A 13,339-nucleotide genomic window follows, 5' to 3' on the forward strand; every position below is an offset into this window, starting at 1 on the left:
ATGAGTGAAGTCAAACCCGCGCCGCAGCGCCCGAGTGTTCTCTCGCTGAACATCAATTCGAAATCCGCACTTTATGCGGCTTTCATGCCCCATTTGCGAAGTGGCGGCATCTTTATCCCGACGACTCGTGCTTACGGTATTGGTGACGAGGTTTTCATGCTGCTTTCCCTGATGGACGATCCGGCCAAGTTGCCGATCGCCGGGACGGTGGTCTGGATTACGCCGCCGGGGGCGCAGAACGGGCGCGCACAGGGAATCGGCGTGCATTTCAACAATGATGAAAGCGGCCAGGAAGCTCGCCGAAAGATCGAAGGTCTACTCGGTGGCGTAATGCAATCAACCCGCCCGACCCATACGCTGTAAGCGACCGTGATGCTGGTCGACTCACACTGCCACCTTGATTTTCCGGATATGGCCAACCGCTTGCCGGATGTTCTCGCCCGCATGCAGGCCAACAACGTCGGCTGCGCTGTCTGCATTGGCGTCAATCTCGAAGATTACCCGAAGGTGCTGGCCCTGGCCGAGGCGGAAGAACGCCTGTTTGCCACGGTTGGCGTGCATCCCGAATACACCGATGTCGAGGAACCGTCGGAAGAGATGCTGGTTGCGCTGGCCGGGCATCGTAAAGTGATTGCCATCGGCGAAACCGGCCTCGACTATTACTGGCAGAAAGACAAGCCAGAGTGGCAGCGGGCCCGCTTTCGCACCCATATCCAGGCCGCCAAGCGCGTCGGCAAGCCGCTGGTCATTCATACCCGAGAGTCCGCTGCCGATACGCTGCGCCTAATGCAGGAAGAGGGCGCGGACGAGGTGGGCGGCGTCATGCATTGTTTTACCGAAAATTGGGAGATTGCCCGGCAAGCGCTCGATCTCGGCTTTTACCTGTCGTTTTCCGGCATTGTTACCTTCAAGAATGCCAGCATCGTCAAAGATGTCGCCCAGCAGTGTCCGCTTGACCGTATTCTCGTTGAAACCGACTCGCCCTATCTGGCGCCGGCTCCCTATCGTGGTAAGCCCAACGAGCCATCATACGTTCTCCACGTTGCCGAAGAAATCGCCCGTTTGCGTTCTCTGTCGCTTGAGGATGTGAGTCAGGCGACGACTGACAATTTCTTCCGTCTGTTCAAACAGGCCAGTCGCCCGTCAAAATCATGAAAAAAACACTGTTGACCGCAGCAATTGTCCTCGGCCTGCCATTTTCGGGCATTGCCGCCACTTACGATGACCTGATCAGCGCGGCCAAACTTGGCGATACCAAAGATGTTGCCGAAATCGTCCAGCGTGGCGCCTCGATCGACAGCACCGACATCGAGGGTAATACGCTGATGATGCTGGCGGCGCGGGATGGGCATGCCGACCTTGTGGATTTTCTGATCAAGCAGCGCGCCAAGGTGAATGCGCGCAATTCGGCTGGAGACACCGCGTTGCGGCTGGCCGCCTTCCGAGGGCACCTGAAAGTCGTCGAACTCCTGGTGGCGGGCGGGGCGCAGATCAACACACCCGGTTGGACGCCGCTGGCTTACGCAGCCTTTGCCGGTCATCTCGATATTGCCCGGCTGCTGATCAAGGCCGGGGCTGACGTCAATGCGCCTAGCGAGAATGGCACGACACCCCTGATTGCTGCTTCGCGTGGAGGGCATCTTGAAATCGCCAAGTTGCTGTTGGGCAACCAGGCCGACCCGAACAAGGCCGTCGACACTGGTGAGACTGCGCTCGATATCGCGTTGAAGAACAAGAATACCGATATTGCCGACCTGCTGCGCCGTGCCGGCGGTAAGTCCGGGCGCTCCGTGAGTATCGAAATCCGCTAGTGCTGCCAATGTGGGCCACGTTGCCCGGATAGATGGTGCGCCCGAAAAGAGTCGCCTTGCCAGTCTGGCAACGCGGCTCTTTTGCTTGTGGCGAGGCATGGCGGGGGCAATACTGCTTGAAGAATCGCATATACTGTTAATATGAACAGTATTCGTCGTATCGCCCATCTCGATATGGATGCGTTTTTTGCTTCTGTCGAGCTAATTCGTTATCCGGCACTGCGCGGACTGGCCGTGGTCGTTGGTGGGCGGAATATTGCACCGCCCGTACTGGCGGCCGATGGCAGCCTGCTGTGTGCGCGGCTTGGAGACTATGTCGGGCGCGGTGTGATTACCACATCGACCTACGAAGCAAGGGCTCAGGGGGTTTTTTCCGGCATGGGGCTGATGAAAGCGGCCGCCCTGGCGCCTGACGCCATTCTTCTGCCTGCCAATTTCGATGCTTATCGCCATTATTCAAGGCTGTTCAAGGCAGCAGTCGCGAGTATTGCGCCAAAAATTGAGGATCGAGGGATTGATGAGATCTATATCGACCTTGACGATATTCCGGAGGATTCGGTAGCACTGGCCAGGCGCCTCAAGGACGCTGTTTTTGCCGCAACTGGTCTGCGCTGCTCGATCGGTATTTCGCCAAACAAGCTGTTGTCAAAAATAGGCTCGGATCTTGATAAGCCTGATGGGCTGACCATCCTGCAGATGGATGACATTCCCCAACGAATTTGGCCGTTGGCCGCCAGAAAGATCAATGGCATCGGTCCCAAGGCAGGCGAGAAGCTGAATCGACTCAACATTCATACTATTGGCGAGTTGGCGGCGACGCCTGTTGAAGTACTGGTCCGACAATTTGGTCGCAGTACCGGCAGTTGGTTGCACCAAGTGGCGCATGGGGTCGATGAGCGGCCGGTCGTGACGAAATCGGAACCCAAGTCGATCAGCCGGGAAACCACCTTTGAGCGAGATCTCCATGCCAGGCAGAACCGTGCTGAACTCTCCGAAGTTTTTACGATGCTCTGCATGCGCCTTGCTGATGACTTGATGCGAAAAGGTTACGCCTGCCGGACGATCGGCATAAAACTGCGTTACGCCGATTTCCAGGTAGTGACGCGTGACCTGACCTTGCCAATTGCGATCAGCTCAGGGGATGAACTGCGCAAGGCGGCAGGAGAATGCCTGAAGCGTGTTCCCCTAGACCAGAAAATACGGCTACTTGGCGTACGGGCCAGCGGTTTGCATTCATTGTCCGAACACGGGCGGGAATGTCCCGCTAGCCAAGCCCAATTGCCGTTTTAGCCAGCATTCTTTCTGCTGCTTTGGTGGCTTACAAAGGCACCATTTATCTCACTATCGCAGTGATGATGTCGATATCCCGCTCGACTGATTTCTTTGTCGTCGTGAGCGAGCGGCTGCCGTCGGCTGCGGTATGGGCGACCAAGGTCTTGCCTTGTTTCTTTGTGGCGGCAGCGCTCGATGGGCGATTTTGCCTAGTTTTTTTCTGCGGAGCGACGACCACTTCCTTCTTGTCTGAAGGTTCTGCCCTCAACCCCGAGTTTAGTTCCTGATGGATGTCCAGTGGGGCTTTGCTGCTCTCAAGGGCATTTTCCCGAGGATCGGTGCTTTCCCGAATTAGTGCGGCGCCTTTGTCGGGCTTGGAAGAGTGTGATTGTTCTGGCGGAAGCAGGGGGGCGGCAGGAGGGCGTTGTACCAGCTCTAGAGCACTGGGGGGATTTACCGAATGAGCGCTCTCGATCTGCTGGCTTTCAATGGTCCCGTTTTTGCGTTCTCGATGTTGTACCAGGAATAGCCAAGCTGTTCCTGCGACGATGAGTAGCAAGGCGATAATCCAGACGGTAGCCCTGCCAGAGCGGGGTGTCGGCACGGCAGAGAGTCTGGCGTTTGTCGGATCAAGGTCGCGCAGGATACTCATCGCCCTGCCTTGTCGGATTCACGGAATGGATACGCATTCATTGCTTGTCTTGTAATGCAAATGGAATTTATATTTATTGTAATATGACTTCGTCAAGCTCATAAATATATTCGTTTGTACTAAAATCGCAGGGCTGATGATTGTCATGCACTGCTGCCGAATTTCTTCGGAAGCGGATTTCCCGGCTATTCGTAAGGATCTCTTGTGGTTGCTGTCGCCGTTCTGGCGTATTTCCTTGTTGTTGCGCTTGGCGTGCTGTTGGTGGTGTTTCCCGGCTATCGCAGGCGTTTCATTTCGACCCTGTTGGGGGCGCTCAGTAATGGCGCAACGCCGGTCGTCAATGTCGGTTCGAGATGCTCTTCCGGTTTTCGGCGAACCTGCGAATCATCCCGGCAGGGTTTGGCGGGGCTTCGGCTGTTTGTGTCCTCGAGACCTTTGCTGGTCGGTTCGGCATTTTTTTTGGTTGTTGCTCCGTCGCTGATTGCTCTGACTTTGCGTAGTCCTGCAGTGTTTGACTTTTCCGATGATGGACAAATTGCAGATCGACAAATAGCAATTTTGCTGGAGGGGGAGCAACTCGTTCCGCCTGCGCCATTGCCACCTGAGGTTTTTACGACCCGCGAAGTGGAATTGATTCGTCCTGATGTCATTAATGCCAGCCGCAACTGGACTCTGCTGGATCAGCTCTTTACTCAACGCTTGCTGGTCGTCTTCAAGTTAATGAAGGAGCGGCATGGCTACGACATGGTTTTGATCGAGGGCTATCGCAGCCCGGAGCGGCAGGCGCGTTTGGCCGAGCAGGGCAGCCATGTCACTCAGGCGGGTGCGAACATGAGCTACCACCAGTACGGTCTGGCTGCAGATTCAGCATTCTACCGGGATGGCAAAGTCGTCATTTCCGAGCGAGATCCATGGGCGATGAGGGGTTACCAGCTCTATGGAGAGATCGCCGAGCAGGTCGGGCTCACTTGGGGGGGGCGATGGAAAATGCTGGACTACGGGCATGTCGAGTTAAGGCGAAAGGGCGTTCTTGGCCGAAATGTTGTTCAGTAGTCGAACCCTCCGATCAAAGTAATAGAGAGTTTTTTGGGCAAAAATGAGTAAGCCATTCATTCTTCTGGGTGACAAAACCGACCATGGTGGTGTCGTCATCTCTGCCTCAGAGTCGAGCGACTGTGATGGCAAGGGAATAGCACGGGTCGGGGACAAAGTGACATGTCCGAAAAAGGGGCATGGCAGCGTTACGACGATCGTTACCGGCGATCAAACAGCTTTAATTGATGGGCGTCCAGCGGCACGCCATGGCGACAAAACAGCTTGCGGGGCTAGCTTGATCTCCAGCCAGTCCCTGACCACCGATTAAAGCGCCGGTGCCCGATAAGCGTATGTTGATTGATAATGTTTAAAGCACTTGGCGGGGGACTGCTGACTTTTGTCATGGTCTGGGCCCTTGTGCTTGGATGGTGGCAGTCGAACGACCATGAACCGAGCAAATCCGATCTTGCGCTCTCTCTCGCCGCCTTGCCACTGGCTCTGATTGGTGGATACTGGTTGCTCCGGGTCTTCATCGAGCATCTGAAAGCCCCGCCAAGCGTTGCCATGCCAAGCATGGCGGCCACACTTGATGATGATCCGTTGTCGAGTTCAAAAGCCAAAACCGCAGCGGCCGAACGTTCGTTCACCCATTGCCTAGTCAATGCCTTCATCGTTGCTGCGCCGGGTATTTCTGCCGATGATCTGCTATCTGCCATTGAAGCCGGCAAGCGCCCTGAACCCTGTTTTCGCGTTACAGATGAAAAGGGCTTCCCGGTGTTCCTGGCCGAGGTGAGTGACCTGGATGTCGATGCCGCGCTAGTGCGTCTGGAAGAAGGTTCGGAATCAATGCGCCAATTGACTGAATATCCTGGCGTGGTACGTGCATTGGCGCTGCTGGAGGGGCTGATGGATGCGGTTCGGGAGCCGCTTGAGCATATTTTGCAGCAGGACAAGGAAGGGATTCATTTAAGGGTGCTCTGGGTACTTCCCGCTAACTGGAGCCCCTCCTGTCATGCAGCCCTTCGATCCTGGCTACAGTTGAATGATTGGCCCCTCTTGGGTAAAGGCAAGCTGGAAATTGCTTTGCAGGCAGCTGCCAACGAGGTGGATGCAATTAGGCTGCTTGACGAGGCGGTGTTACGTGTCAATCGGGATTCCAACGGGATGGAACTGACCTTGCTGTTGGGGGCTGCATCAAATGTTGACGAATTGACCGTGAGCAATTGGGCTGCTGCCAACAGCTTGTTCTCGGCTCAACACCAGCAACGAAAAATACCAGGGGAAGGAGCTGCAGCGTTGCTTCTCGCCAGCCGTGCAACAGTTGAGCATCTTGGGCTAACCGATGCGGTGGTGATCAGTCGCGCCAGCATTGGCACTAGGGACAAGGCAGTCGATGCCGGTGGCCGGATTGGCGGCAAGCTTATAGAGCAACTTGTCGCTGGATTGCTCAATACGCTTGCGATCGAGAGCTCTCGGGTCAAGACGGTGGTCTTCGATACCGATCATCGTTCCAATCATATAGCCGAGGCAATGGAGGGCGTGGGGCAGGCGTTTGAACATCTGGAGCCCATTAAGGATTGTTTAGCGACAGGCACGGTCCACGGCGCCCTCCAACCCATTGGCAGCTTGCTGGCTCTCGCTTGTGCGCGGAGCAAGGTCTTGCTGACCGAAGCGCCAGCCCTTTTTGTAAGCAATCAACACGAACTTGATCGGGCGGTTGTGCTGGTCATGCCATATGCCAGTCAAATCGATACCAAATCCAGCCCCACTTGAGCAAAGATAACTGAAGATGTCGCAAATCCGTTCCTTATTCACTGATTCCCGTTTTCTTTCATTTGTTGGTGTCGCTGCTGTCACGGCCTTGTTCTTTCTTGGTGCGCAGACATTAAAAGTGGCGATGGTCTGGGCAGCATTGGCCAGCCTAGCAATAATTGTTGTCTGGGGAGTTGTATGGCTGGTTCGTCGACATCGGGCACGCAAGGCGGGTGAGGCAATTGGCTCAATGTTGGAGCAGCAGGGGGAGCCTGCACAGAAAGGAGCCGGACCGGCTACTGCAGCCGAGGTCGCCAAACTTAAACAGCGCATGCAGGAGGCGATCAAAACAATAAAGACTTCAAAGCTTGGGCAAATGTCGGGAGCCGAGGCCTTATACGAACTCCCCTGGTACATCACGATCGGTAATCCTGCGGCTGGGAAAAGTACGGCGATCGTCAATTCCGGCCTGAAGTTTCCGTTCGATGATGGTGGCAACGCCATTATTCAGGGAATCGGTGGAACACGAAATTGCGACTGGTTTTTCACCTCCGAGGGTATTTTGCTCGATACGGCTGGGCGCTATTCGGTACATGAGGAAGATCGGGAGGAGTGGCTCGGCTTTCTCGGCTTGTTGAAAAAGCATCGATCGAGGGCACCGATCAACGGGATTATCGTGACAGTGAGCATTGGCGAATTGATAGGAAATTCGCCCGCTTTTGCAATCAATCTGGCCAAGAACCTGCGTCAGCGAGTGCAGGAGCTTACCGAAAAACTGGAAGTATTCGCGCCAGTGTATGTGTTGTTCACCAAGGCTGACCTGATTCCCGGATTCCATGATTTTTTCCTGGATCTCGACTGGAATGAGCGGGATCGGGTCTGGGGGGCGACCATTCCATACGATCAGTCAACCGGTAACGAATTGATTGCCTTGTTCGAGCAGCACTTCGATGAGCTCTACGAGGGGGTGCGTGCGATGAGCGTTGCGCAACTTTCGCGCCTTCAGGGAGAGCAGAGCTTGCCTGGCCTACTCGCTTTTCCCTCGGAGTTCGCTTCGGTAAAGCCAGCCTTGCAGGCTTTTATTGCGACCTTGTTCGAAGATAATCCGTTTCAGTTCAAGCCCGTATTTCGTGGGTTCTACATTACGTCTGCTACCCAGAGTGCAGATATCAAACCTCTTTCCAATGACCGTATCCTGCGCAAGTTCGCTTTGGCGGGAGGCGGGGGGGCTTCGGTTCGTGCTGCCTTGAATCATGGCTATTTCCTCCGAGAGCTGTTCTCGAAAGTGATATTCCCTGATCGAAACCTGGTTCGGCAGCATGCCAGCAAAGCAAAAAGTCAATTGCGACAGTTTGCCGTCCTTGGTGCATTGTGCCTTCTCGGGTTATCACTCGGCGGCTGGAGTTGGTCATATTTCAACAATAGAAGCCTGTTGGCCAATGTTGAGCAGGATCTTGCCAAGGCTGTGCGTATTCAGGAAGGACGTCTCGACCTCCAGTCACGCCTGGAGGCCTTGGAAATACTGCAGGACCGCCTAGTCCAACTTGAACGGTTTAACGAAGAGCATCCGATTTCGATCGGCCTTGGTCTTTATCAAGGTGATTTGATGGCTGACAAGCTGCGTAGCGAGTATTTCGCCGGTGTCAGCAATCTGATGCTGGTACCCGTCAAGGACAATCTTGAGGCGTTTCTCAACGAAGTGAGTACGCATGGCGATCAACTCAAAGCGCAAGGGAATTCGGCGAGTACAGCCCAAGCAACACGAGGTGCAGCCGCAAAAACTTACAAGGATGCCACCCCATCTGAAGTCGAAGATGGCTATAACGCTCTCAAGACCTACCTGATGCTATCCAGCCGAGATCATCTCGACGTGGGGCATCTATCTGACCAGATTACCCGATTCTGGCGTGGGTGGCTGGAAGCCAATCGTGGCACGATGAGTCGTGAGCAAATGATCCGCTCGGCTGGGCGCGTTCTCTCGTTTCATCTCGAGCATGCCAACCATCCGGCGTGGCCGACTATCAATATCAACCTGGTGATGGTCGATGAGGTTCGCGACAAACTCCGCCTGGTTGTGCGTGGCATGCCTGCTGCCGAGCGTGTTTACGCGGAAATCAAGGCGCGTGCGTCGACCCGTTTCCCGCCGCTGACAGTAGCCAATATTGTCGGACCTGATAACGCAGCATTGGTGGCGGGTAGCCATGTTGTTTCCGGGGCCTTTACGGTTGAAGCTTGGCGAGAATATGTCCAGGCCGCAATTAAGGATGCCGCAACCAGCGAGCAGAAGAGTGCTGATTGGGTATTGCAAACATCAACCAAGGATGATCTGACACTGGAAGGTAGCCCTGAGCAGATTCAGAAATCTTTGATCGCCATGTACAAGCGGGATTATGCGGAGGAGTGGAAGCAATTTGTTCTGGGGGTCAGTGTTTCCTCCTTCGAAACCTTTCCTGACGCTGTATCGGCGATGCATCGCTTAGGCGATCCACAAGGCTCGCCGATCGGCACCCTGATCAAGGTGGTTTTTGACCAGACAGCCTGGGATAACCCAGCGATCGCCAATCTCGGCCTTGAGCGTGCGCAAAAAGGGTTTATTGAATGGTTCAAGCGCTCAATTTTGCAAATGTCGCCCGGCCGGGTCCAACTCGACGTCAATGTTTCGGGAAAGACAGCGGAGGTTCCGATGGGCCCGATCGGCAAGGAGTTTGCCGGTTTTGGACGTTTGGTCATGCCGCGTGACAAAGCCGATCCTCTGGTCGACACCTACCTCAAGCAGCTTTCCAAGGTACGCACACGCCTGAATCAGCTAAAGAACCAAGGGGATCCGGGGCCTGGATCACTCAAGTTGATGCGTGAAACGATTGATGGCGGCGGCTCCGAGCTCGCTGAAACCTTGCGTTTCGTGGACGAGCAGATGTTGACCGGAATGCCCGATGGTCAAAAAGCAGTACTCCGCCCGCTTTTGCTTCGCCCATTGCTGCAGTCATATGCTGCAATCATCAAGCCGGCTTCTGATGACTTGAACAAGACATGGGAAGCCCTGGTTTATGAACCGTTCAACCGCAAATTGGCAATCAAATATCCGTTTACCGCCCGATCCAATATCGAAGCATCGCCAGTCGAGATTGCCCAGGTATTCGGCCCGGAAGGTGCGATTGCCAAATATGTCGAGTCGGCGATGGGGCCGCTGGTTGTCCGCCGGGGCAACACCGTTACGCCACGGACCTGGGGGGATCTCGGGATAACCCTGCAGCCTGAGTTCATGAGTGATTTTGCGCGCTGGGTTTCGCCGCTCGAGGGGGGGGCGGCCTCTGAGGCTGGAACTGGAAGCGCCGGCCAGGCGCAAACCGTATTCATGCTGCGCCCACAAGCCTCACCAGGAACGACCGGCTACGTCATTGAAATTGACGGTCAGAAACTGAGTTATCGAAATGGTGCCGCTCAATGGGCCAATTTCATCTGGCCGAATGCGTCTGGTGCCTCGGGGGCTCGTATTACCGCCACGACATTTGAAGGAAAAATCATCGAAGTCATCAATATTCCTGGACGTTTCGGTCTGGAAAAAATGATCAATGCAGCTAAACGCACACGTCAGCAGGACGGTACTTTTCGTCTGACATGGGGTGTTGAAGATGTCGAGATTGCAGTTGATCTCAGATTGGTCAGCAGCGCTCAGGCTCAGGCCGCAGGTAAAAATGAAGAGGGCGGCGGGGCGCGTGGTCTTGGCGGGCTTGTCCTGCCCAAAAGCGTCACTGCCTCGACATCGAACGGATACCAAAACCCGGCCGCTGAAGGCGTCGTTCCGGTCGGTGTTACGCCCCAGTCGATGCCGCAGGCATCACGTGCGACAGCGCCGGCGCCCGTAGTGGGGAGCGCGTTATGAGCAATACAATTGCCGTATCGGCGACCTGTTTCGGAAAAATTCCGTCTCGTGGCGATTTTGTAAAGGGAACAGGACAGCACCAACTGATAAATCTACTCGATCGCTGGGTCTCGCAGACGATGGAGCGTTGGTCGGAAGACCCGCGTTGGAAGATTGGCTACGATAATTCCCGTTCCGTGGATTTTGCCTTTGTTGGAGCGAGAAGCCGATTATCGGTAGTCGGTCACTTGAAACCGAGTACTGACTCGTCAGGCCGCCGCTTTCCATTCATTACCGCTGCCACCATCGAGCGGGACGATTCCCTGATGTTCCGTTGTGCGCCGGCCGGGCTCGAACTGGTTTTTGGTACCTTGGCAAAAATCTCCGATTCCGGTGTGCAAGGGACGGAGCTTGGGCTAGTGCTTGCCGAACTCGAGGCTATGAACTGTGCCGTCAGTTTTGAGTTAGCCATTCAGGCAGACCCACTGGGAAACTTTGTTCGGCGAACAACGATCGACTCATTGGCTGGCATGCTCGACGTTTCCGGAGTCGATGCGATTCGCCGGATTATTCTCGCCATAGGCTTATTGATGCGCCCCGTTCTGGGTCAAGGAAGCGTCTCGGTCGAGAAAGATATCGTTCTTCCTTTGCCATCGGATGAGCGCCAGAGAAATCTGGTTGCCGGGCTATGGCTCTACCTCGTTTCAGCATTCCTGCGCAGAACAAGCGTCGAGATGCAAGTTCTCATTGAACATCAGAGCAAGGCCCCCCATCTCGTTCTGGGTTTCAACGGTGCATCACCTAGCACGCTGTTGGCAGCACTTTCGCCTGAGACTGTTGAAGAGAAAATAATTTCACTGACCGATCCGGAATGGATTGAAGACCAGCCCGACCTGACCAATGACTATGGTGTTGCCAAACTTTCAGCCTATCTTGCCCAGCCTCACATTCCCCTTGAGTTAGCCATCAATACTTTCAGAGAAGTTTTTTTAGGGGAATAAGCATGAAACATTCAGTACTCCTCAGTGCCTTGTTTTTCATATTTCAAGCCGCTGTCTTCGCTCAGGGAAACGCAGTTTCTGCTCCATCGGTTGCTGACGAAACGGCCAAGGTAGTCGCATCGGGGACAGTGCCTGACGAAGCGTCGCGTGCAGCCATTCTTGGCAAATTACGAGACCTCTACGGTGCTGCCAATGTGCTTGATCGCCTGGAGGTTGGTGGTGTGGTTCCACCTACCAACTGGACGGAATACATGACCAAAATTCTCAATCCCAACCTGAAGCAAGTGCGCAAGGGGCAGATGCAGGTCAGTGGCACCCAAATCGCAATCAGGGGCAATGTCTCAAATGAAGCGTCACGTCAGCAGGTGGTTAGCGAACTGGCAACAGCATTGAATCCGACCTATACCGTCGATAACGGCCTCGTCGTCTCCGGTGGTGGGGCTCAGAGTGTGCTGGACAAGACCTTGTCGAACCGCGTGGTTGAGTTCGAGAGCGGCTCTGCGACACTGACACCGGCCGGGCGGGTCATCCTTGACGAGATGGCGGCAGCCATCAAGCAAGTCGGCACCCCGAAAGTTCAGGTGATTGGTCACACCGACAGTAGCGGCAACAGACTAGCAAATGTTGGGCTTAGCCTGGCCCGTGCAAATACGGTGCGTGCTTACCTGATCGACATCGGCATCCCCGGTGAGTCGTTGAGTGCGCTCGGTTCCGGGCCGGATTATCCGCTTACCACCAATGACAGCGCGGAGGGGAGAGCAAAAAATCGGCGCATCGAGTTCCGGCTGGCCAATTGACATAAACTGCCGTAGGGGCGTGAGCCTCTACGGCAGATTGCCTTTAAGCGGACTCGCTGGTTATTGCCTCGATACCGAGCAACTCCTCCATCCGGGAGAGCGCACTGTCATCCTTGACGACGGTCCGTAGCCACTCATGCAGTGGCATTCGCCCCCATTTGGCGGCCTTGTCGGCCAAATAGGCAACAGGACTGTGCGGTTCTGTACGACGGAAAAAGGCAGCAATCTTTTGCAGTTGGTCAATTGCTTGGTCTCGGGAGCAAATCGAAGCATTTTCGGGCAGATCACTCGCGCCATTAATACTTGGTTCCAGCCGTTCGGTCCGTTTGGGTGACGAGGAAACTAAAGTATTTTCTGCTGGCTTCACGCTGTTAGTTCCGGCATGACGGCGAAAGAAATGGTCGATGTCATCAAGCGCATCGAATACAGGGACGAAGCTGGGGGCATCATCGCCCATCTTTTGGTCAAGTATTGCTTCGAGTGCTTTAACTGAGCTTCTGAGATGCTCAGCATCCTCTAGCTGCCCTTTGAAGTAGCTTACGGAGGTGTCTTTCAGAGCTGCTTCAAAACTTTCCTGAGTTACATGAGCCGAACGTAGCAAGTCATCGGCAATGCCGGGGTTGCATCCGATGGTTTTAGCCATTGCGCGTGCTGACTCTTGATCGCTTGAAGAGAAATTTCCCTTGGTCGACTGGGTCAGCGGTGTTTCGCGAATCAATCGCAAGGTCTGGGTAGTCAACCAGTCGAGTAACCCGATTCGCGGTTCAAAATCGCCATCTTCCGGCAAGGGATGGATGTCATTCCAGAACTCTTCGCACAATCCGCCAAGCAGGGCATAGCCATCAGCCAGTCCCGCCAGGCTCGAGAGCTTGCCTTTTGCTTCGATCAGCCAAGCCACTACCCGCATGTCCTTGGTTTTTTGAGCCAGAAGGTCTTCGCTGCTGCGAATTACTTTTTCCCAGTTGGCTTCCTTGAATTCGGATACCCACTCTCCCTGGGCCAGCGTCGGGTCATCAAAACGACGCGCCTCCTGAATGGCGTCGAACTCAGCGGAAAAAATCATATCTTCGCCACAGAGGCCGTGAGCGGACTCCAGTGGCCGAAGCAGATGCTCGAAACTCATTGTTGTATACCTTGCTCGAAAGATTATGTTGGAC

Annotated in this window: 12 protein-coding genes; 10 read left to right on the forward strand and 2 right to left on the reverse strand. The window is 54.8% G+C overall.

The features are described 5' to 3' along the window. The 4 genes from GH663_RS11605 to dinB all read left to right on the forward strand — a co-directional run bounded on the left by GH663_RS11605 (nucleotide 1) and on the right by dinB (nucleotide 3,101). Nucleotides 1-363 carry a PilZ domain-containing protein gene (locus tag GH663_RS11605; RefSeq protein ID WP_066881517.1) on the forward strand — a complete coding sequence of 121 codons (363 nt, stop codon included), beginning with the start codon at nucleotides 1-3 and terminating at the stop codon, nucleotides 361-363. Between the two features lie 9 nt (nucleotides 364-372). Beyond that, entirely contained in the window at nucleotides 373-1,155 is a 783-nt protein-coding gene (locus GH663_RS11610; RefSeq protein ID WP_153131899.1) for a TatD family hydrolase, read from the forward strand. Then, complete coding sequence (locus GH663_RS11615) at nucleotides 1,152-1,811, forward strand: ankyrin repeat domain-containing protein (protein WP_153131900.1); 660 nt, start codon at nucleotides 1,152-1,154, stop codon at nucleotides 1,809-1,811. The genes GH663_RS11610 and GH663_RS11615 overlap by 4 nt, the downstream gene beginning before the upstream one ends. A 141-nt stretch (nucleotides 1,812-1,952) precedes the next feature. Further along, a complete protein-coding gene (gene dinB / locus GH663_RS11620; RefSeq protein ID WP_153131901.1) occupies nucleotides 1,953-3,101 on the forward strand; it encodes a DNA polymerase IV in 1,149 nt (382 codons plus the stop codon). A 43-nt stretch (nucleotides 3,102-3,144) separates the two neighbouring features. Here the strand turns inward: dinB and GH663_RS11625 are convergent, their stop codons facing one another. Continuing rightward, nucleotides 3,145-3,735, reverse strand: a complete 591-nt coding sequence (locus tag GH663_RS11625) for a hypothetical protein (protein ID WP_153131902.1) — start codon at nucleotides 3,733-3,735, stop codon at nucleotides 3,145-3,147. A gap of 204 nt (nucleotides 3,736-3,939) precedes the next feature. On the opposite strand from GH663_RS11625, the gene GH663_RS11630 reads away from it, so the two are divergent. Genes GH663_RS11630 through GH663_RS11655 form a run of 6 tightly spaced genes read left to right on the forward strand, consistent with a single transcriptional unit; the run spans nucleotide 3,940 to nucleotide 12,182 of the window. Then, nucleotides 3,940-4,788 carry a M15 family metallopeptidase gene (locus tag GH663_RS11630; RefSeq protein ID WP_153131903.1) on the forward strand — a complete coding sequence of 283 codons (849 nt, stop codon included), beginning with the start codon at nucleotides 3,940-3,942 and terminating at the stop codon, nucleotides 4,786-4,788. Nucleotides 4,789-4,831: 43 nt separating this feature from the next. Next, a complete protein-coding gene (locus GH663_RS11635) occupies nucleotides 4,832-5,098 on the forward strand; it encodes a PAAR domain-containing protein (protein WP_153131904.1) in 267 nt (88 codons plus the stop codon). Nucleotides 5,099-5,133: 35 nt separating this feature from the next. Further along, nucleotides 5,134-6,543 (forward strand): hypothetical protein, encoded by a 1,410-nt coding sequence (locus GH663_RS11640; protein ID WP_153131905.1) that lies wholly within the window; start codon nucleotides 5,134-5,136, stop codon nucleotides 6,541-6,543. A gap of 16 nt (nucleotides 6,544-6,559) precedes the next feature. Beyond that, entirely contained in the window at nucleotides 6,560-10,405 is a 3,846-nt protein-coding gene (gene tssM / locus GH663_RS11645) for a type VI secretion system membrane subunit TssM (protein WP_153131906.1), read from the forward strand. Next, nucleotides 10,402-11,385 carry a type VI secretion system-associated protein TagF gene (tagF, locus tag GH663_RS11650; RefSeq protein WP_153131907.1) on the forward strand — a complete coding sequence of 328 codons (984 nt, stop codon included), beginning with the start codon at nucleotides 10,402-10,404 and terminating at the stop codon, nucleotides 11,383-11,385. The genes tssM and tagF overlap by 4 nt, the downstream gene beginning before the upstream one ends. Before the next feature lie 2 nt (nucleotides 11,386-11,387). Then, nucleotides 11,388-12,182, forward strand: a complete 795-nt coding sequence (locus GH663_RS11655; protein WP_170291408.1) for an OmpA family protein — start codon at nucleotides 11,388-11,390, stop codon at nucleotides 12,180-12,182. Between the two features lie 43 nt (nucleotides 12,183-12,225). Here GH663_RS11655 and tssA read toward each other — a convergent pair whose 3' ends face one another. Then, nucleotides 12,226-13,305 (reverse strand): type VI secretion system protein TssA, encoded by a 1,080-nt coding sequence (gene tssA, locus GH663_RS11660; protein WP_153131909.1) that lies wholly within the window; start codon nucleotides 13,303-13,305, stop codon nucleotides 12,226-12,228. Between the last annotated feature and the right edge of the window lie 34 nt (nucleotides 13,306-13,339).

Source organism: Dechloromonas hortensis (assembly GCF_009469765.1).
GTDB lineage: Bacteria > Pseudomonadota > Gammaproteobacteria > Burkholderiales > Rhodocyclaceae > Azonexus > Azonexus hortensis.

Excerpts from the sequence above, each read along its gene's own strand:
- GH663_RS11605 (WP_066881517.1), top strand. The coding sequence starts at position 1 with ATGAGTGAAGTCAAACCCGCGCCGCAGCGCCCGAGTGTTCTCTCGCTG.
- GH663_RS11610 (WP_153131899.1), top strand. The coding sequence starts at position 373 with ATGCTGGTCGACTCACACTGCCACCTTGATTTTCCGGATATGGCCAAC.
- GH663_RS11615 (WP_153131900.1), top strand. The coding sequence starts at position 1,152 with ATGAAAAAAACACTGTTGACCGCAGCAATTGTCCTCGGCCTGCCATTT.
- dinB (WP_153131901.1), top strand. The coding sequence starts at position 1,953 with ATGAACAGTATTCGTCGTATCGCCCATCTCGATATGGATGCGTTTTTT.
- GH663_RS11625 (WP_153131902.1), bottom strand. The coding sequence starts at position 3,735 with ATGAGTATCCTGCGCGACCTTGATCCGACAAACGCCAGACTCTCTGCC.
- GH663_RS11635 (WP_153131904.1), top strand. The coding sequence starts at position 4,832 with ATGAGTAAGCCATTCATTCTTCTGGGTGACAAAACCGACCATGGTGGT.
- GH663_RS11640 (WP_153131905.1), top strand. The coding sequence starts at position 5,134 with ATGTTTAAAGCACTTGGCGGGGGACTGCTGACTTTTGTCATGGTCTGG.
- tssM (WP_153131906.1), top strand. The coding sequence starts at position 6,560 with ATGTCGCAAATCCGTTCCTTATTCACTGATTCCCGTTTTCTTTCATTT.
- tagF (WP_153131907.1), top strand. The coding sequence starts at position 10,402 with ATGAGCAATACAATTGCCGTATCGGCGACCTGTTTCGGAAAAATTCCG.
- GH663_RS11655 (WP_170291408.1), top strand. The coding sequence starts at position 11,388 with ATGAAACATTCAGTACTCCTCAGTGCCTTGTTTTTCATATTTCAAGCC.
- tssA (WP_153131909.1), bottom strand. The coding sequence starts at position 13,305 with ATGAGTTTCGAGCATCTGCTTCGGCCACTGGAGTCCGCTCACGGCCTC.